This window comes from Halodesulfovibrio sp., assembly GCF_025210605.1.
Classification (GTDB): domain Bacteria; phylum Desulfobacterota; class Desulfovibrionia; order Desulfovibrionales; family Desulfovibrionaceae; genus Halodesulfovibrio.
The window spans coordinates 98155-116660 of sequence record NZ_JAOARI010000004.1; the positions used below are offsets into that span (position 1 = coordinate 98155).

The 18506-nt window shown below is 43.1% G+C and carries 19 protein-coding genes; 9 read left to right on the forward strand and 10 right to left on the reverse strand.

Going from position 1 to position 18506, the window contains the following annotated elements:
• Nucleotides 1-23: 23 nt before the first annotated feature.
• The 3 genes from N4A56_RS02130 to N4A56_RS02140 form a co-directional block, all read right to left on the reverse strand.
• Nucleotides 24-590, reverse strand: coding sequence for an RIO1 family regulatory kinase/ATPase (locus N4A56_RS02130; protein WP_295544746.1), 567 nt, complete (start codon nucleotides 588-590; stop codon nucleotides 24-26).
• 275 nt (nucleotides 591-865) lie between these two features.
• Nucleotides 866-2161 carry a 4Fe-4S dicluster domain-containing protein gene (locus N4A56_RS02135; protein WP_295544748.1) on the reverse strand — a complete coding sequence of 432 codons (1296 nt, stop codon included), beginning with the start codon at nucleotides 2159-2161 and terminating at the stop codon, nucleotides 866-868.
• A 209-nt stretch (nucleotides 2162-2370) separates the two neighbouring features.
• Nucleotides 2371-2664 carry a YciI family protein gene (locus N4A56_RS02140; RefSeq protein ID WP_295544749.1) on the reverse strand — a complete coding sequence of 98 codons (294 nt, stop codon included), beginning with the start codon at nucleotides 2662-2664 and terminating at the stop codon, nucleotides 2371-2373.
• Between the two features lie 376 nt (nucleotides 2665-3040).
• Between N4A56_RS02140 and N4A56_RS02145 the strand changes: the two genes are divergently transcribed.
• From N4A56_RS02145 to N4A56_RS02160, 4 genes are all read left to right on the forward strand, one after another.
• Nucleotides 3041-3442 carry a hypothetical protein gene (locus tag N4A56_RS02145; protein WP_293668694.1) on the forward strand — a complete coding sequence of 134 codons (402 nt, stop codon included), beginning with the start codon at nucleotides 3041-3043 and terminating at the stop codon, nucleotides 3440-3442.
• Between the two features lie 83 nt (nucleotides 3443-3525).
• The gene (locus N4A56_RS02150; protein WP_293668693.1) at nucleotides 3526-3918 is read left to right on the forward strand and encodes a MoaF N-terminal domain-containing protein; all 393 of its coding nucleotides are present in this window, start codon (nucleotides 3526-3528) and stop codon (nucleotides 3916-3918) included.
• Between the two features lie 39 nt (nucleotides 3919-3957).
• Entirely contained in the window at nucleotides 3958-4431 is a 474-nt protein-coding gene (locus N4A56_RS02155; RefSeq protein WP_293668691.1) for a MoaF C-terminal domain-containing protein, read from the forward strand.
• A 12-nt stretch (nucleotides 4432-4443) separates the two neighbouring features.
• A complete protein-coding gene (locus N4A56_RS02160; RefSeq protein WP_293668690.1) occupies nucleotides 4444-4893 on the forward strand; it encodes a hypothetical protein in 450 nt (149 codons plus the stop codon).
• A 220-nt stretch (nucleotides 4894-5113) separates the two neighbouring features.
• On the opposite strand, the gene N4A56_RS02165 is transcribed toward N4A56_RS02160, so the two are convergent.
• The 5 genes from N4A56_RS02165 to phnD all read right to left on the reverse strand — a co-directional run bounded on the left by N4A56_RS02165 (nucleotide 5114) and on the right by phnD (nucleotide 9398).
• On the reverse strand, nucleotides 5114-5908 hold the full coding sequence (locus N4A56_RS02165) for an HAD-IIB family hydrolase (protein WP_295544753.1): 795 nt from the start codon (nucleotides 5906-5908) through the stop codon (nucleotides 5114-5116).
• Nucleotides 5909-6008: 100 nt separating this feature from the next.
• Entirely contained in the window at nucleotides 6009-6806 is a 798-nt protein-coding gene (phnE, locus tag N4A56_RS02170; RefSeq protein ID WP_293668687.1) for a phosphonate ABC transporter, permease protein PhnE, read from the reverse strand.
• Nucleotides 6799-7587, reverse strand: a complete 789-nt coding sequence (phnE, locus tag N4A56_RS02175; protein ID WP_293668685.1) for a phosphonate ABC transporter, permease protein PhnE — start codon at nucleotides 7585-7587, stop codon at nucleotides 6799-6801. Before phnE (N4A56_RS02175) ends, phnE (N4A56_RS02170) begins: the two co-directional genes overlap by 8 nt.
• Complete coding sequence (gene phnC / locus N4A56_RS02180) at nucleotides 7584-8375, reverse strand: phosphonate ABC transporter ATP-binding protein (protein WP_293668683.1); 792 nt, start codon at nucleotides 8373-8375, stop codon at nucleotides 7584-7586. The genes phnE (N4A56_RS02175) and phnC overlap by 4 nt, the downstream gene beginning before the upstream one ends.
• A 9-nt stretch (nucleotides 8376-8384) precedes the next feature.
• Complete coding sequence (gene phnD / locus N4A56_RS02185; protein ID WP_295544756.1) at nucleotides 8385-9398, reverse strand: phosphate/phosphite/phosphonate ABC transporter substrate-binding protein; 1014 nt, start codon at nucleotides 9396-9398, stop codon at nucleotides 8385-8387.
• A gap of 503 nt (nucleotides 9399-9901) precedes the next feature.
• Here phnD and N4A56_RS02190 point away from each other — a divergent pair.
• The 4 genes from N4A56_RS02190 to N4A56_RS02205 all read left to right on the forward strand — a co-directional run bounded on the left by N4A56_RS02190 (nucleotide 9902) and on the right by N4A56_RS02205 (nucleotide 15307).
• Entirely contained in the window at nucleotides 9902-10618 is a 717-nt protein-coding gene (locus N4A56_RS02190; protein ID WP_295544758.1) for an SIMPL domain-containing protein, read from the forward strand.
• Nucleotides 10619-10940: 322 nt separating this feature from the next.
• Entirely contained in the window at nucleotides 10941-11264 is a 324-nt protein-coding gene (locus tag N4A56_RS02195) for a hypothetical protein (RefSeq protein ID WP_293668679.1), read from the forward strand.
• 302 nt (nucleotides 11265-11566) lie between these two features.
• Nucleotides 11567-12766: an NAD(P)/FAD-dependent oxidoreductase gene (locus N4A56_RS02200; RefSeq protein WP_295544760.1), complete on the forward strand. Its 1200-nt coding sequence runs from the start codon at nucleotides 11567-11569 to the stop codon at nucleotides 12764-12766.
• Nucleotides 12767-13243: 477 nt separating this feature from the next.
• Nucleotides 13244-15307, forward strand: coding sequence for a methyl-accepting chemotaxis protein (locus N4A56_RS02205; protein ID WP_295544763.1), 2064 nt, complete (start codon nucleotides 13244-13246; stop codon nucleotides 15305-15307).
• Between the two features lie 158 nt (nucleotides 15308-15465).
• Here N4A56_RS02205 and fetB read toward each other — a convergent pair whose 3' ends face one another.
• Both fetB and N4A56_RS02215 read right to left on the reverse strand, forming a co-directional pair.
• Nucleotides 15466-16263, reverse strand: coding sequence for an iron export ABC transporter permease subunit FetB (gene fetB, locus N4A56_RS02210; RefSeq protein WP_295544766.1), 798 nt, complete (start codon nucleotides 16261-16263; stop codon nucleotides 15466-15468).
• On the reverse strand, nucleotides 16260-16964 hold the full coding sequence (locus N4A56_RS02215) for an ABC transporter ATP-binding protein (RefSeq protein ID WP_295544768.1): 705 nt from the start codon (nucleotides 16962-16964) through the stop codon (nucleotides 16260-16262). Before N4A56_RS02215 ends, fetB begins: the two co-directional genes overlap by 4 nt.
• Before the next feature lie 444 nt (nucleotides 16965-17408).
• Here N4A56_RS02215 and N4A56_RS02220 point away from each other — a divergent pair, with 444 nt between their 5' ends.
• Nucleotides 17409-18383, forward strand: a complete 975-nt coding sequence (locus N4A56_RS02220) for a hypothetical protein (RefSeq protein WP_295544770.1) — start codon at nucleotides 17409-17411, stop codon at nucleotides 18381-18383.
• Nucleotides 18384-18506 lie beyond the last annotated feature (123 nt).

The following is an 18506-nucleotide window of genomic DNA, read 5'->3' on the forward strand; positions in this document are numbered from 1 at the left end:
GAACAGAAGCCTTCGTCAATGAGCTATTTTTTGCCACGCAGTTTTTGGAACAGTCCCGAAACCTTTTGAGCTAGTGTTTCGTTAACCCAGCGGCGCTCAATTTCTTTGCGAAAAGGTGCGCCAAGGTCTTTTTCAATACGGTACAATACGCCAGCCTTACCGCGAGAAATAAAAACGGAATCCGTGTATCCTTCCAAATCAATTACGTAAAATTGCCCATCTTTATATAAAAAGTTTCCCTGATTAAAATCAAAGAAAGAAATTCCTGCATTGAGGATGCGGGCGACCACATCAACAAATTGTTCATAGACGTTAGGGTCATTTGAATTTTGTAAGTATTCGCGCAAAGTCGGGGCAGCAATTTCCCTAGTAACTACTTTGTACTTTTCTGCTTCGATAATCTGAGGAGTATTAAGTCCAAGTGCTTGAAGTTTTCGAGCAATATAGGCGAAATTAAGCCCTGGATATTTGCGTAGCCTGAGCCAATATTTGAGCTTTAATTCGAATTTGGGTGTGAAGTACTTTGTATATTGTCCTGCACTCTTATCATAGTAGACAGAGCGTTTATGGTTTTTCCGAAGACACGTCATGGGAAATCCTTGTTACAGAGGTGATACTACGACCTGCTATCTAGATACTGTAGTATTGAGTTGTAAATACAGGAAAATAAGGACGTGTTTACGTTTATTGTTTGATTGCTCTCAATGAGAAATATAATAATGCAAATCTAAGAAAAATAGATGGTGTGATTTTATATGCAGGTAATTAAATGGGTTATGGAAGTATGCAAAAAGAGCAGCGTGCGTTGCTGCACACTGCTCTTGAGGCGTTATTTTTTATGGTTTTTTAGCTGCTAGCTGGAATATTAGCTTCCTGAACATGTTCGAAGCGCGTGTAAAAAACGTGACCGCAGCTTGTCACTCATTATACCTTTTTTAACCGCAGGCAGTTTTAAAAAGCCGCCGAGTACAGCCCGCATGAAATTTTCTGCTTTGCTGTTCGGGTTATCAAAAAGTAGGTTTTGCAATGTGTCGCGCTCTAATGACTGAAGGATAACACGCTCAAATGTGTCTTCGGGGTGGATAACTCGTTTGGTGGATTTTTCCAGCACCAGTGCTTTTGGCTTGCATTTTAGTGCACATACACCGCAGCCAAGGCATATATCTGTATCGATAACGGCTACTTTTTTAGGACGCTTTCCGTTTATCACTGCACCGAAGCGTTCCTGCATGGTTATGGCATCAACCGGACAAGCTTTTGCGCATAATCCGCAACCGATACAGTCATCGGCACTGCATGTCGCAACAAAAGTAGAGGATACAAGGATGTTGGTGTAACCACTCTTTTTGATGCCATTCATTAAATTGCAGCAGCAGCCGCAACAGTGACACATGAATCCTACATCTTGCTTGATATTGTCTGCGGTAAGAGTGAATCCTAAATCTTTTGAACGGGCGAGAATATCGAACATTTCTTCTTTGCTGGAGCGTCTGGCAAATTTATTTTTAATCATGACTTCAGCACCGTCACCCATGGTGGTGCAGGTATCCAGCGGTACATCACATTGGCGTTCTCCAAGGTGATGTTTTTCGTGACGGCAAGAGCATAAGCTCACTGCAAAGGATGATTTTTCATCGATGATCGCCGCTGCTCGTTCGTAATCAAGCACTTCAACATGCGGGTCAGCAATAACGGTTTCTTCATATGGCAAAGCGCGCATGACGGAAATTTCTTGTCCATCTGCAAAGTTAGCATGCAAAAAATCTTTGTTGCCGAACATGTACGCTTGAAATAGTTCCGCCCATTTTTTTTGCGGAAGGTCAGCCCCTGTTCGCATCATGGTGAATTCGAAGAAACCGACAATAAAAGGGCTTACCATATATTCGTATTGCTCACCGTTCCAAATGTCACATACCAGCCCTTTGGTGCAAAGCCCATCGAGCATATATCGCAATTTCTTTTCTTCAATACCGCTGAGTGTTGCAACACGGGAAAGTGTAGCTGGTCTGTATGGCATCGCAACAATGAGTTCAGCTTCTGCCGGAGTATAAAGAAAGGAAATCATATCCTTGAGAGCATTATTCCACGGCATGCGCACCATAGAGCCGTCGAGCTTTTCTCCAAGTTCTCTGTAAATGTCTTTCGCAATGATGTGTCCCATAATGCTTCTCTTTTGTCTGTGTGAGTGGAGTGGTTACGGTTCGTCTGAAAAGATAGTAAGTTTTTGTATGCTGTGCCCTGAGTTCACCCAAAAAATAAAGCGTACGGGTTCTGCACCATTCTTCCTCTCTGGTTGAATGGCGTATTGACCCGGTAGCGGTGTTCCTCCAACGTTCTGGGAGTGCTGTCTTTTGAGGGCATACCTGCTGGTTACGCGTTTTCGCGCATCGCTTCAAGACCTTCACCGACCATAGTCGGGATGAATTCCTGAATATCATATGAGACAAGGTTTTCTAAGTAAAACGGGTCGAGCTGTAAGGCTTTGTCCAGCTCCTCTCGAGAATCGAATCGAGCAAGGATAACACCGCCAGTGCGTGGAACTTTTCTGCCAGACGCAATAAAGTTGCCAGCAGCGTACTGTTTTTTCAAATATTCAACGTGTGCTTCAAGGTGCTCGTCGATCTTATTAATGCTGCAAGTGTATGTGAGGGAGACAATGAACATGGTAATTCCTTTTTATATATAGTGATGTGTGGTAATGAAAAAAAGTTTTTATCACGAAAACAGGCGGGCATTTTATGAAATAGAACATTGAAGTCAAGGCTTGTCCTGATTGTGGGATAATCAAATGTTCTAGTATTGTAGTAAGATAGGTATAGAGAAGTGAGCTGTTGGTGGGTTTTTGTATTGTAGAAAATTAAAATAGCGTGTTTCTTTCTATAGTTTTTTCAAAACAGTAAAAGATTACAATGCAGTAGTTTTTGATAGGTAATTTTGTGCTTAAATCTAAATTATTTTTGTGTGCCTATACTTTCTAATAGAATCTTTTTTATGTCACTTTAAGACGATAAAAGAGACCGTATCTACAACGGGGGACACTATGTTTAAAAACTACGGATTGTTATTAGTTATTTGTGCGGCGTTGCTGTTGGTTGGCTGTGGTAGCGATAAGCCAACTACTGATACAAAAGCGCCAGAGACTCAGCAAGAAATGCAAAAAGATACAAACAGCGGCACAATGGACACTGGAAAAACAGACACTCAGGAGCAGGGTGCTCAGCCTGCGACTCCTGATACCGGTGAAAGCATGAAAGAGGAAACCATGCAGCAAGATCAAATGCATCAGCATGATACTGACCATAAAGACCATGGCTCAGATACGATGCAGCATGATGACTCTATGAAGAAGGAAATGGATGATACCATGCCTGAGAAGAACAGCTCTGAAGATCAGAAAACCTCCGGAGAGAGTACTTCAGCAGCAGGTATGGTTACCGCGTAGTGTTGATAGGGCAGGAGGCAGGATGAGCCTGTCTTCTGCCTTTATGCTGGACAGTTACTTATGCGCACAAGTGAGGTTTTTTCATGATGCGAAGAGTGTTTTGCCTTTTGCTGCTTGTGCCGACATTGGCGGCTTGCGGAATTTTTGATTCGAGAATTGCGCCTGATGAACTTGTGGGGCAGACGGTAATTGTCTCTCTGGAAACCGGGGCATTTCCTGATTCCAGCATTACAATGCAGTTTATTTCTTCTAAAGATATTGTGTGGAGGCTTAGTGGAAATCTGGGCAGCTCAAGCGGTTCGGCAGATTATCTTATTTCTACAGTAAATCCTGAAACGATACTTATGACATGGCGGGATGAAAATTTTGGCATAACGTATGTTATCACAATGGATTTTGATACCAGACGATGTTTTTTGGTACGGGTAGATCAAGGGCATAATCTGTTGTCTGAAGGAGTGGTTGCCATAGAATAAATTGGTTTGCGGACAGAAACGGACATAGCGGGTGTTGATATGCGTAAAATTTCTATTCTGCTATTTTTGCTATTCTTTATGCAAAGTACTGCCTGCGGTATGGCTCAGCAGGTGGATATTCAGCCTGAAGATCTTGTGGGGAAAACGCTTACTGAAACATGGCGGCGCGGAAGTTTTGTGGGAGCATCCTATAAAACAAATATTCTTTCGCCCAATAAAATGCGGTGGCATGCGTTAACTGGCAATTTGAAAGGGAAAAGTGAAGAAGTAGAGTATGCGTGCACTAAAGTGGGACGTGAAATACTACAGGTTTCGTGGCGGGAAGACACTACGGGGTCTCAGGCGATTGTTACCTACAATTTTAAAACAATGAAAATGTATGGTGTGATTGTAGAGCCAAAGCGTGATTTTCTGTTGCAAGGTTCGTTTACTATTGAACTGACAAATGAAGAAATGCAAGACAGAAATGAATTACCGGAGTTATTTAACAAGGTTCTGAATACTGACCAATAGGCGAGGTGGGCTATGAAAAGGTTGCTTATAGCAATGGTGTTGATGATAGTCTCTGCAACCGCATGTTATGCAGAATCTGATGGGAAAAAAACGAACGAAGAAGAGGCGGCTGTAACAGCGCCGGTAGTTAAAAAAATTACAACAGCCGATCTTGTGGGGAAGACTATCACGTTTACGTGGCAGACAGGACCATTTAAAAATGCAGCCAACATCATTATGTTTGTTGACCCGAATACAATGAAACTGTCTGTAGAATCCGGTAAGGATATGGCGAATCCAAGTACAATCAAGTTCGACACTGTGCAAATTGATAATGAAATATTTCTTCTGACTTGGCGCAGTGAAGAATATGCTCAAACATTGGTCATGACGCTCAACTTCAAAACGCATATGATTTACGAAGTAGTTGTAACGGAAAAAACAAACTATTTGTCGCAAGGTCCTTTTGTTTTAAAAGAGTAGCAGGTGCGTGTTTGCAGTAGGTAGGCTGTTGTTATAAAAGATTATGCGGAGACAAGCCCAATCAGGCTTGCAAAGAATCTCCAGTAGCTAATTTTATTATAGAAGAAAACGCCCTCGGATGTTTGTTTCCGAGGGCGTTTTGATGCAAGGAAAAGTAACGTTAAGGGCGCGACCGTGTTATCAGGATCACAGTGCTTTAATGATTTTGATAAAGCATTCGTTACTTACAGTTTAGAAGTTCTCTGGCTATTTGAGCAAATCCGGCACCGCCACGTTTTTCAGTAATCCATGTTGGCTTATGCTCAATGGTATCTTCAAATTCTAAAACATTTGCAACGCCAACAGAGTTTGGAAAGTATCCAAACATTGGCGCATCGTTGGGGGAATCGCCAGCGTAAATTACTTGATCTCGAATTGCTTCAAGCTCAACGCCAAACTCTTCTTTAAAGATACATGTAGACATTCCAAGCTTATTATACTCACCAAACCATGCATTTACATGGATGGAACTGATTTTTGCTGTAGCGCCTGCTTCTGTGCAAAGGTCTTTAATTTTGTGCACGTCGTTTGTGGGCAGCGCGGGAACATCTTCACAGAAGTCAATGGCGATGTCCGCCTCTCGGTATGCCTGATCTGCGGAAATAGCACAGCCGGGAACCTGCTCAAGAACAAGCTTTCCCAGTTCTGCAAGTTTTATCTTATTCTCGGCACGCAGGTTATGAGCTGTGGCATAACGACGAATCATTTTTTTGGAAGTATCGTCATAGCGGAAGTAAAATGCGCCGTTCTCTCCCACAACGCCATCCACTGGCCACATGCGGGCAATCTGGTCACACCATCCAGCAGGACGTCCTGTAATTGGAATAACAATGTAGCCACGTTCGCGTAACTGTTCTAGCGCTACATATGCTTCTGCACGCAGGCGTCCTTCATCTGTGAGCGTGTCATCAATATCTGTAAGAATGTAACGGATGTTTTGTTTAACATCCGTAGGAATTGTAGAAAAAGGTCTCATGAAGAATAGCGTTCCTTAGACTTTTTTATTGCCAAAAAGTCGTAAAAAAGAGGGCAATATGGCTTGCCCTCTATCTTGTGTACTCAGGAAAAGCAGCGCATTAAATAATGTTCTGACGAATCTTGGTAACAACTACTTCTGCAATAATAACAATAGTAAAAATGCAGATTAAGATAAGTGCCACTTGCTGCCAGCGGAAGAGGTTGAGCGCAGTATCGAGAGCAACACCAATACCGCCTGCACCTACTAGACCGATGACAGAGGATTCACGAACATTAATATCCCAGCGAAAGAGTGCTAAACCCCAAAACGCCGGAGCAACCTGCGGCCAGTAGCCTTTGAGCAAAATGCTGACGGGTGGAGCACCGGCAGCACGGAGCGCTTCAATAGGACCATGGTCCACTTCTTCCAACGCTTCTGCGAGCAGCTTGCCACAGAACCCAATGGAACGGAAGCCGATAGCAAAGGTTCCTGCAAGTGCACCGGGACCAAAAATAGCTACAAATAAAATAGCCCAAACCAGTGAGTTTACAGTACGGGAAGAAACAAGAATAAATTTACCACACCAGTTAAGGAGCGGAGATTTGGTGATGTTGTTTGCAGAAAGCAATGCAACAGGCACAGCTAAAAACAACGCAAGGATGGTGCCGAGCGATGCAATATTCAGTGTTTCAATCAGTGCTTCGTGAATGTTTTCCTGAGTGTATGACGCAAAATCAATCGGCCACATGCGGGTAAACAAATCCTGCAACTGGTACGGCGCGTCATAAAGAAATTCTGGAATAATCTCTACGGTGCTCAAGGAAAATACAAACAGGGAAACTGCACCAAGATACACCGTAAAGCGGGCAAGGCGCTGCCCGGGAGTAAATCGTTCCCATGTCATAGTATCAGTCATTGAAAATCGCCTTTATCTTTACGGAAAGAAGTTCGCTAAGCATGATAAGCGCAACGATTGAAATAAGAATCGCGGCGAGGAAATCATAGTCAAAGCGTTGGAATGCAGCAAATAACGTACCGCCGATACCGCCAGCACCAACAATACCAACCATGGTAGAGTTACGCAGGTTTGCGTCAAACTGGTAGGTGGCAAAGCCGATAAAACGGTTGAACACCTGAGGAAGTACAGCAAAAATAAGTACGCTCATAAATGGTGCACCGGCAGCTTTCATGGCTTCAACTGGTTTGAGAGAAATCTCTTCAATGGCTTCAGCAAAAAGTTTGCCGATAAAACCGATAGAGAGGAATATCAGTGTAAGAATACCTGCTAATGGACCGAAACCTACAGCTTTAACAAAAAGAATTGCAAAGATAACTGGATGGAAAGAGCGGCATACCGCAATGATAGTACGCGCAATCCAGCTTATCCAGTCCGGCATAAGGTTTCTTGCCGCACACATGCCGATAGGCAGAGAAAGACCAATTCCGAAAGCGGATGCAATAACTGCAATTTCAACCGTTTCAATTAAATTCTCTACCAGCAGTTTCCAGCGCTCAAAATTGGGAGGAACCATTTCTGCAAGAAAATCTGCTCCGTTCCCAAGTCCTTGAACAAAACGTTCCCATGTAAAATCAAGAGCATTCAAGGCATAGAACACGTAGCAAGCTAAAACGAGCCAGCCAATCCGTGTCAGGATGTTTGCCTTGAAGGGTGATTTTCTATGTGTAGCCGTGGTCATGAGAGCCAATCCTCACCACCGTAAATGTCTGATAAGTGGCTGTCTTTTAGATCGCATGGCTGACCATCAAAAATGATTTTGCCTTTGCTCATGCCGATAATGCGGTCACAGAATCGTTTGGCAAGGTTCACATCATGAATATTGATAAGTACAGGGATGTGCTCAGTGGTGGACACTTTTTTAAGCAGTTCCATAATCTCAACAGACGTTTTCGGATCAAGCGAACTTGTTGGTTCATCCGCCATGATAACGGCAGGACTTTGCATCATCGCGCGGGCAATACCGACACGCTGACGTTGTCCGCCGGAAAGGCTATCCGCACGTTGCGTTGCAAATTCACTAAGACCAACATGGTCGATAAGCTGGAATGCGCGATCAATGTCAGCCTGATCAAATTTACGCAGCCATGCGCGCCAGACAGGAATGTACCCAAGGCGACCGCAAAGCACGTTTTCGATAACAGTCAATCGCTCAACAAGGTTGTATTCCTGAAATACCATGCCGATGTGGCGGCGCGCCATACGCAAGTCTTTGCCGGAGCAGGAGGTCATATCGTGACCAGCTACAGTGATAGAGCCTTTTGTCGGTTCGATGAGGCGGTTAATGCAGCGTAGCAGTGTGGATTTACCAGTACCGGAGGGGCCGATAATACCGACAGTTTCTTCGCCAGACACTTCAAAAGAAAGACCTTTAAGAACAGGTTTTCCTTTTACGTATTCCTTTTCCAAATTATTGACTAAAAGGGAACGGGCAGCCCCGTTCCCCTTAATGGTGTTTTCAACAGACACGTAACACTCTTATTTCTTTTTAGCTTTTTTGGCTTTTTTAGCAGCTTCTTTAGCAGCCATTTTTTTCAGACCTTCTGCATTATAACTGGTACCGGTTGCATCTGCGATGTCACGAATAACTTTCCAGTCTGCTTTATAGGTAACAGGGTAGAATCGGTCTGCACCTTTAAATGATTTCTGCATGGAAGCAGGGAATCGGTACGTGCTGAATGCGCCGATGATTTTTTGTGCCAGTGGAGCACAAAGCTGGTTTGAGTAACCGAATGAAGATGTCGGGAACTTAGGGCTGCGGTAGATAACGCGAAGTGCGTCTGCTTTAACGCGACCAGCTGCTACCATGCGGTCATATACGTCAGATGCAACAGGTGCTGCATCGTAGTCACCATGAACTACGCCGAGAATAGACTGGTCATGCTTACCGGAGTAAACAACTGTGTAGTCTTTGTCTGGTGTAATGCCTTCGTTAGGGAAGATGGCGCGTGGAGCAAGGTTACCGGAGTTGGAAGAAGCGGAAGTGTGCGCTACTTTTTTACCTTTAAGATCAGCCAAAGATTGAATTGGGCTGTCGTTTGGTACAACTACGATAAGGTTGTAGCCTTGGAATCCTTCAGGGTAGCCTTTTACAGCAATAGGAATGTAGCCTGCGAGGTTAACAGCAAAACCAGTAGGACCGGTTGAGAATCCGGCAATATGGAGTTTACCGGAACGCATGGCTTCAACTTCAGCAGCGTTGGACTGTACAGTGTAGTAAATTACACGCTTACCAGTCGCTTCTTCAAGGTACTCCTGAAAATCAGCAAAAGCGTCTTTGTACACAGCAGGGTCTTCTACAGGGGTGTAGGTGAAAACCAGTGTGCTCGGATCTTTACATTCGCCAGCAGGCTTGAGGTCTGCAACAAGGTCTTTATCCTCATCGCAGTAGTTCATATCCAGACCACCTCGGTTGGTGCAGTCGTTTGCAGCAAGAGCAGGAACAGACATTACTAAAAATGCCATGGCAACAAGCAACATAATCTTTTTCATGTGGTTCTCCAGCATAAAGCTAAGCAGTCGTACTATAGATAAAGTACGTGATACATCATTAAACAAAAAACTCGACAACCTTTTCTCCGCTTCTCATAGTGGATGTAACCGGTTTAGACAATAGGGGAGGCAAAAAATTTTTTAGCCTACAGTAAAATCTGTGTCAGAAATGTTACGAATGTGTGTTAACAATGATACTTTTTGTGTGAAATGTGCTCTTTGTATAAAAAATATAACGTAATGAAGCTGGTTGGGAATGGAGAAAAAATAGCACTTGGATTTTTATAACATGTGTTAAACAGTATAAAGTGTCATTCATCATAAAAAAATATCGAGCATTTTACTGTAAAATGTATTCAGTTAATATTTTTTGCTGTTAATGGAAACGAATACATTGTGTAGGTAAAAATGATGAGTTTTTATGAAAATTGTGTATACAGTAAGTATGTCATGTGCTTTTTTCAGTGCATGTAATTTCGGATGAATATATTTAGGAGAAAAAAATGCGCCACCTCACTGTATTATTTATTATCTTCTCGCTTATGGTTCCCGCAATTGCCTATAGCGCAGACAAACAGATTGTTTTGAATGAAACCGGTGAATCCAAAATTATGCCGACATCCGGCTCTCTTTCGTTTTCACAAGTTATTGTAGTGCTCCTTAAACAAGCTGACGGCAAAAAATTTACACCGGAACAAGCTAAGGGTTTGCTGACAGAACAGGTCAAAGAGTTAACCACGACACTTAAGAAAAATCTCGAGTTTGCTTCTGATTTTACTAAAGAATTTAATGCAAATGCATCATTTTCCCCATATTACAAACGCGTTAAGTCACAGAGTACGATTGTGGGGTATCAAGTTCGGGCAAGTTATTCGATTGTAGTTTTGGATTTGAAAAGAGCGCAAGAAGTGACGCAGGCTGTGCTTAAAAGTGGTGTAGAAGATGTTTCCCAGCTGTATACGCAAATTGATGAAACTGCGCGTCGTACCTGTGAGAAAGAGGCATTAAAAGTAGCTGTAGATCGCGGTAAAAAGCGTGCCGCAATTATGGCGGAGTTGATGGAAAGCGAGCTAGGCGCGATTGAAACTGCTGTAATTAATTCCGACGCTCCTCCGCGCATGTACATGGCAAAAACAATGATGGAATCTGATGCCAATATGTATGAACCGCAGGCATCTACATGTAATGTTCGAGTAAAGCTTGTTTTTTCTGTAAAATAGTTCTGTGAGCTACCTGAAAATGGTGGCTCTTTTTTATAGGTTTAGTTGTTGAGTGCATGCTGGCACGCTCTCAACAGAGAATGCAACATATACTCGTTCTGGCGGTTGGGATTACTATATTTCCACTCGCTGGCGCGAGTTTTTTTGTTTCAAATGAGTGGGGCGGCGGAGAGGACTTTACGTGTGTTATGCTGCTACAATGGCTACTATGACTAGGGTGCATTGTAGAAATGGTATGGATGATTATTCTGAAGCGCTTATGTGGGGTATGTTTTATCTATAGATAGGATGTGGTAAAATTGCGATCAAAGGGGGCAATCTTATGCATGACTATTATGTGCGAATTAAGGGTATTGAATATAATGTGTTGCGTACAGATGTAGAGAATCCATCAGTACCGGAGCGCGAAAAATATTGTAAGGTGGTTCGCACCGCCTTGGAAGAAGTATTCCCTAATGCAGATGTGCTGGTAACATACACAGATGACCCTGAACGTATCCATTTTGTTACCGATGGAACAACTCTGGCTGACTCATGGGTGCAAGAGTATGGAGACAATGAAGTCCGCACTGTTGGTAAAGCCGCGTGGGAAAAAGCGCTGGAAGAAAATAAAAAAAATGCGGCAGCATGTGATCGTGTTTTATAATCGAATCTACAGTACGTAGAACGGTTGCCAATATTGGGTTCGCCGAAACTGTAACTTCTTTAGCAGCTGATTTTTATTGAGTCGTACACATGGAATTTTTCATTGTGGCAGATAGTGATGACAGCATGACCAAGCCCTTCGTATGAAGGGCTTTTTGTTTTTACAGGTTCGTCTCAATACCGCTACGGACTGTCAGGGTAGGAATAGTGCAGATATATTAGTGTGGGCAGGGCACAAAATACAGGCACAGTGCGCGTTCTTTACGTATTATAAGTTCTACATATTTTATCGGGAGAGATGGTATGAATGCGTCAAAAGAAGCATGCCGGTTGTCGATTGGTAGTTGTATGGAAACTGCATTGTCACAGGGGCGGTTGCGTGTATTGATCGTAGGATGCGGTATAGCAGGGGCAACGCTTGCTGCTTTGCTGTATCAACGTGGAATAAATTCAGTGGTGACAGAGCAAGGTGACGAAAATGAAGCTAGCGGGTATGTGCTTGGACTCTATCCCTTGGGCAGCAGGGTGCTTTATGGCTTGAATATGCATCTACGTTACAGACAGATTAGCTCTAAAATGGAGCGATATGTTTTGTATGACCATTCCGGTAAAGTTCTTAAAGAGATTCCCTTAGACACGCTTGCTGATTCGTATGGTGATATTAGAGGAGTGGATAGAGGGGATTTACTCGCTTTGTTGCGAAGCGGTTTTCCGCGGGGAAACGTGTTCTATAATACGTCAATCCAGCATATACAGAACAACGACCAAAACGTCATTGTGACGTTTTCTGATGGGTCTGCACAGGCTTTTGATCTTGTTGTCGGAGCAGATGGTGGGCATTCGCATGTCCGCGAGATGATTTTGTCTCAGAATGAGTACACCTACAGACCAACAGGCTGGGGGGGCTGGGGAGTATGGAGGTCACTGGAAGGGTTTGATAATGCCACATACAGGGAACTGTGGGCAGATGGATGGTTTGTTGGAATTTACCCTGTCCAGAATCGCCTTGCTGTCTACATGGGGGGCAGCAAAGACATGGTTTCTTCGGTTACGGCAACACAGTTTGCAAAACTGTTACAGAGCAAACTTCCTGCCGGTGTGATGAAGACGGCACTGCAATCTTTAGAAGGGCTTGAAAATCCATATTTTTGGAATATGGAAGACTGCCGTGCTTCACGCTGGAGTGCTAAAAGAGTTGTGCTGCTGGGTGATGCTGCTACGTCATTTCTTCCTACAGCCGGTATTGGCTCATCTATTTCTATGGATTCTGCATCGGTACTTGCAGAGGAATTAACACGCACTGACGCACTGCATGTTTCGCATGCAATATCTAACTACATTGCAAGACAGAAAAAACATGTGGAAACTGCACAAAGAAAATCTCGTATTTTTGCTACTGTAATGCTCAAAAATTCTCTTTTAGCAATTAAATTACGTAACGCAATAATCAAAAAATGTTCAACTAGCAGTTTTTTGAAAGGTGTCTCAAAGATAATGCGTTGATCTTGTAGTTCAAAAAATTCAACTTTTTTGTTGTGTAGCTGCGTAAAAATACATCATCAAACTATAATACTTTCAATATAGTAACCGATAAGCATCATATGCTGCAAATGTGGATGATCCTGCTTGTATATGTAATTTCTATAGAAAAAATGGAATAGTTTTCGATTTTTTCTTTATTTTTTGCGTAAAAGTAAAGGTGGTAGAAAAGTTCGTATATTGGTGATTGAGACAGTGCTGATATAGGAAATTCTTTTACATTGTTCAGAGAAGCAACAATAACTAATGAGCTGGAAAGCAGCAAAATTTTCAAAACATCATTAAACGAGTTCCAGCTTACTTTAGTTAATGCTGTCAGCAAGGTCTTTGTCTCTAGGGGTGACGTGAATGCTCAATACGATGAAAGTGAAAACTAAAATTGTTTTATGTTTGTGTGTTGCAATGTGTGTTGTTTTTGGAATGTATTCGTATGAGTTTTCAATGAAAGCTCGTGAGATGTCTGTAGCGCAGGCAGAAGCACGCGCAAGGCTTGTTGGCGGAAAATACGGCAATGCTATCAGATTGAAACTTGAAAAGGCATTGAGTGTAACAGAAACGTTGGTTGAGTCTATTCGCTCAATGCAGGCGGATAAAGCGACGCTGGATCGTGACGTTATCGACTCAATGGCTAAGAATGCTATCCTTACCGATGAATTTTTTCATGGCATACAAGTTGTGTTTGAGCCGAACGCGCTCGATGGTCGTGATGCTGAATATGCAGGAAAGCGAGCATGGTGGGGAAAGGATGGACGATATGGTCCATACTTTCGAAAAGTGAATGGAGAATTTCTTCCTGCTGATTTAACAAAAGCGAATCCCGAAACAACAAGAGGTTGGTACATGGGACCGCGCGACAAACACTCTGCTGTAATTATAGAGCCTTATTTTTCTGCGTATGCACGAAAATATATGACCACGGTAAGTGCCCCGTTGTTTGAAGCTGGAAAGTTTCTTGGTGTAGTCGGCATTGACGTTACGCTGGGTGCATTTAACAGAATGGCTCAAGAGATTAGACCAATGGAAACAGGTCGCGCTGCAATCATGTCTACAACAGGCTATCTTGTTGCACATCCCGATAAAAACCTCGTTGGTAAAAATATTGCCGAGGCTCTCCCAGAAGAATCACGGGGAGCCGTTCGTGATGCCATTGCAAAAGGGAAGCCCATTCAGTTTACTGCCGTTTCCCCTTTAGATGGTATTGAATATATGTACGTGTTCGAACCTATTGCTATTACTGGCACTGATACGCCGTGGAGTATTTTGGTTCGAATCCCACTTGATACAATTCATAAAGATGCGAATGAGCTTCTGCACTTTAATCTATTGTTTTCCGTTGCTGCAATCGCCATCGTATCTTTACTCATTTTTGCTATCGTTTCCTATCTTACCAAGCCCTTTGCGGTGCTGATTGATGCTTCAAAAAATGTTGCGGCGGGGAACTATGAAGCCTTACCGGAGGAATCTTGTTTCAGTAGTGAGTTTTTGACACTGTATATATCTATAAAAGATATGGTGCATAAACTTGTCGCGAACATGCGTACTGCGGATGAAAAATCAAAAGAGGCAGAAGAAAAAAGCCGCGAAGCAGAAGTAGCTTTGAGAGAGGCAGAAGAAGCCCGTGCTCAAGCGGATGCTGCTAAACGTGAAGGGATGCTTCAGGCTGCGTTACAGTTAGAAGGTATTGTTATGCAGATTTCTTCTGCATCTGATGAGCTTGCCGCACAGGTTGATGAGGCAAGTCAGGGTGCTGATCTTCAGCGTGAGCATACAAGTGAAGCAGCTACAGCAATGGAGCAAATGACAGCAACAGTCATAGACGTTGCTGAACACTGTAGCAGTGCCGCAAAAAGTGCGGATGCCGCCCGCAGTAACGCTGAGTCTGGCGGTGAAGTGGTTGAAGCTGTTGTACGTTCGATTCATCAGGTTGACGAAGAGACGCGCAGGCTTGAAGTTTGTCTGAATGAGTTAGGAGGACAGGCTGAAGGTATTGGTGCAGTCATGAATGTTATTTCAGATATTGCAGATCAGACCAATCTGGTAGCGCTTAATGCCGCGATAGAAGCTGCCCGCGCAGGTGAAGCAGGGCGTGGCTTTTCTGTTGTTGCAGATGAAGTACGAAAGCTCGCTGAAAGAACAATGTCGGCGACCTTAGAAGTAGAGAGAGCAGTTTCAGCAATTCAGAAGGGAGCACTTCAGAATATTACGGAAATGAAAGAAACAGCAGGGATTGTTAATTCTAGCAATAAACTTGCATCTCAGGCAGGCGAAGCGCTTACCACTATTGTCGGCATAGTTAATAATACTTCAGATCAGGTTAGAACCATTGCCACAGCAGTTGAAGAACAATCAGCCGCTTCAGAATTAATTAGTCAACGCACGGATGAAGTTAACAGAATAGCGGGTGATACAGCGGAATCAATGACGCAGTCTGCACTGGCAATGAATGAGTTAGCACATCTTACTGGGCAGTTGTCACAACTGGTGGAAGATTTGAAGAGTATGTAATTATTACTGGTTATAGATTGAAAAGCCTGAATCATGAATTTGATTCAGGCTTTTTTATTATTTGGCTTACAAAAAATAGCAAGAGAGGCAGCGCCGTGTATGCTGATCTATTTATGGTGGTTAAAGGTGGGTAATACCCGACCATCAATAACGATTTTTTATTCTACCGACCTGTCTTTCTTCAAAATGAGTGTCATTGCCGCGGTGAAACAGCGTTTTCTAACTAAAAGAAGCACGAGTATAGATGTCAGTGCAGTAGAGCCAACAATCATAAGCATGACAACTATCTGATATCGAACAGCATCTTGAGGATCAGCTCCCGCAAGGATTTGTCCCGTCATCATCCCGGGAAGAGACACTAGCCCGACACTCATCATAGAGTTAATTGCTGGAATCATACCTGCTTTTAACGATGTTCTGAAAATGCTTTCCGTAGCTTCTTTGTAATCCGCTCCATAACATAAATACATTTCTACCTGATCGCGCTTTGTGTGCAGTTCAGAAAAAAAGCGTTCAAGAGTAAGGGAAAGGGCATTCATGGAATTCCCCGCAACCATACCTCCTATCGGGATAAAATATTGCGGACTCCACCACGGTTCTGCTCCAATGATTACCTTTGTAACAACGATAGTAATGAGGGAGTAGCTGAGCATTACTGCAAGTGTCGTGGGGGCAAAATAAGCGACTTGTTTTTCTTTTACGCGCCCATGAACAATATGTACTGAGATAAACGTCATGAGCAGGTAAACAGCGATGACAAGAAGAGCATTGTTCAGTCCGAAAAGCAGCTTGAGTAAGTAACCCATCGCTAGAAGCTGGGTAAAAGTGCGGAATACACCGACGAGCAGGTCGCGCTCAAGTTTCAAATGGTAATAAAGAGATGCCGCTCCAGATATTCCCACAAGCCCGAGTGCAATTAAAAGTTGGTGCCATGCAATAGGAATGAATGTGGTCATGATGTTACGCTCACAGCGCCATTTTCAATGTGAAGATGCATATGCTGGCAGGTCGGGTGATAGCTGGTATGATTTACCATTATGACAGATGTTCCTTGGTGTATCAGTTCTTCGGCTGCGGCTTCCACCCGTTCTCTACTTTCACGGTCAAGTGAGCTGGTTGGTTCGTCCAGACAGATGACATCAGGAGAGGTAAGCACTGCTCTGATAAAACATATGCGTTGCTGTTGTCCGACTGAAAGAGTATTTGCCGGAGCATCAAGTGATATTCCTTCTAAGCCGAGTTTGGTAAGCCATTGTTGCAGTTCCTGCTCTTCAGGTTGGGCACAGTGTTTTCTACTGTGCAACGTAAACGGGAAGAGTAAATTTTCACGTATGGAACCTGATATCAGGACTGGTTGTTGTTGGAGAAAACCAATGTGCGAGCGTAGAGTCGGTGGAAAAAATGTCGTAATAGGTTTTCCATGGAGCAGTATCCGTCCTTGATAGGGATCTTCCAGCCTGACGATTAAGCGCAGTAACGTCGATTTTCCAGTGCCTGACGCACCGGATATAAGAACAAACTGACCTTTAGGCACGTTGAATGAAACGTGCTGTAATCCTACACCGCCTGGCCATGCAAAACTGACATCATCAAATACAAGAACAGGAGTGGATGCAGTATGTTCATGCACTTGAGAATATGGCTTTGAGTGATGCATATGTTCTCTAAAATAATATTAAATGTGGTTGTTGAACAAATGAAGCCGAGCCGCCTCTAGAGTCTATCTATTTTGAGCATGCTTAACCTATTCCGACATATATATGATTAATGTCAAGCAGATGGAGACAATGTGACAAAACAAAAACATGTGCTATCTTCTGCTGATAGAATACGATGTAATGTGCTTTACAGTCGCGCTAATTGCTAATGGGCATAACGCTCCGTATACAAATAGCAGCTTCCTTTTTTGCGAACGTTTGCAGTTCTTGATTGGCAAGGTTTGCAGATGCTCTATTAGATGTATCGAAAAACGCATTGAAAAATAGAAAACAGGCAATAGGGATGCTTGTTTTTTTTAGGCTTGCGCTGTGTGCTGAGAACTTCGTACTATATTTTTTTAATCTATTGCTGATTGGCAGATGGTTTTAACGACAGGAAAAGTATGCGTCAGAACGGAATTGAAAATACGGAGGCTACAGCAACCATTTCTAAAAAGGATTTGCTGAGCTTTGTTCAAGATTTTCAGGCAGTGTTATGGAGAGTGGAAATTCCTCGTTCTCGTATCGAAATCCTGAATGATATTATAATTGAGGGGCTTGGGGAGTATACGCATCTTTTTGTAAAGAATGCAGCTTTTAGAGAGTCACTCTTAGAGCCGAAAGAAAAAAAGCGTGTGGATATTTTTTTCGAAAACATGAAAGAGTATAACGCCGCGACTACTGTGTTTCGTGTTCCGGGAAAATCTGGTGAATTCATCTGGCTTAAGTTGTGTGGTACCCGCAGTTCATGTGACCCTGATTACTATCACGGGTGTTTGGTGGATGTAACGGATACTGCCACGCAGGCTGTGGCTGCGATGGAAGAAAAGAATGGACATGTTGCATCAGATATTGCTGAAAAATACGCTTCAGCTAAGCCGCACGCGGCTGTTGAATTGTCCCAAGGCGATCATGAGTACAATATAGACATTGCAGATGCGCTTAATGAAACGTACGCGCGGTTGCAAGCACAAGAGAGCTGTGACGCGTTGCTGTTCTCCGATGTGCATATACGAAAAAACATGGTGACGGTGTATTTTAGCGGGAAACCATTTGAAATGGAAAAACAAGGGGAATCTTACCTGTATGCTGGAACGGTTGCCCAAGATATCGTCCGCTATGAGCTGGATTACCTTATTGTTGATGACACAATGGATAGTATAAAGCCGATTGACTGGGCTTTATTCGTGCCGCAAGGCATACGGTCATATTATGCGAAGCCATATTATGTGCGGGGTGTGTTACGGAGCGTTCTTGTCATCTGCTCTAAAAGAAAATCAATGTATACCAATAGGCACGTTGATTCCTACAATGAGATCCTAGAACCTTTTATGCAGACAGTGCGTAATTGGCGGCGGCAGACTAAAGCCAGTAGTTAGTTCTGTAGAACGATATATTGGGGCGTAATGCCCATACAATAAAACCACTTGTAATAATTATAAGTGGTTTTATTGTGTCATTGGGTCACCCAATTGCTAATTTGGCTCATTAATTGGTCATAT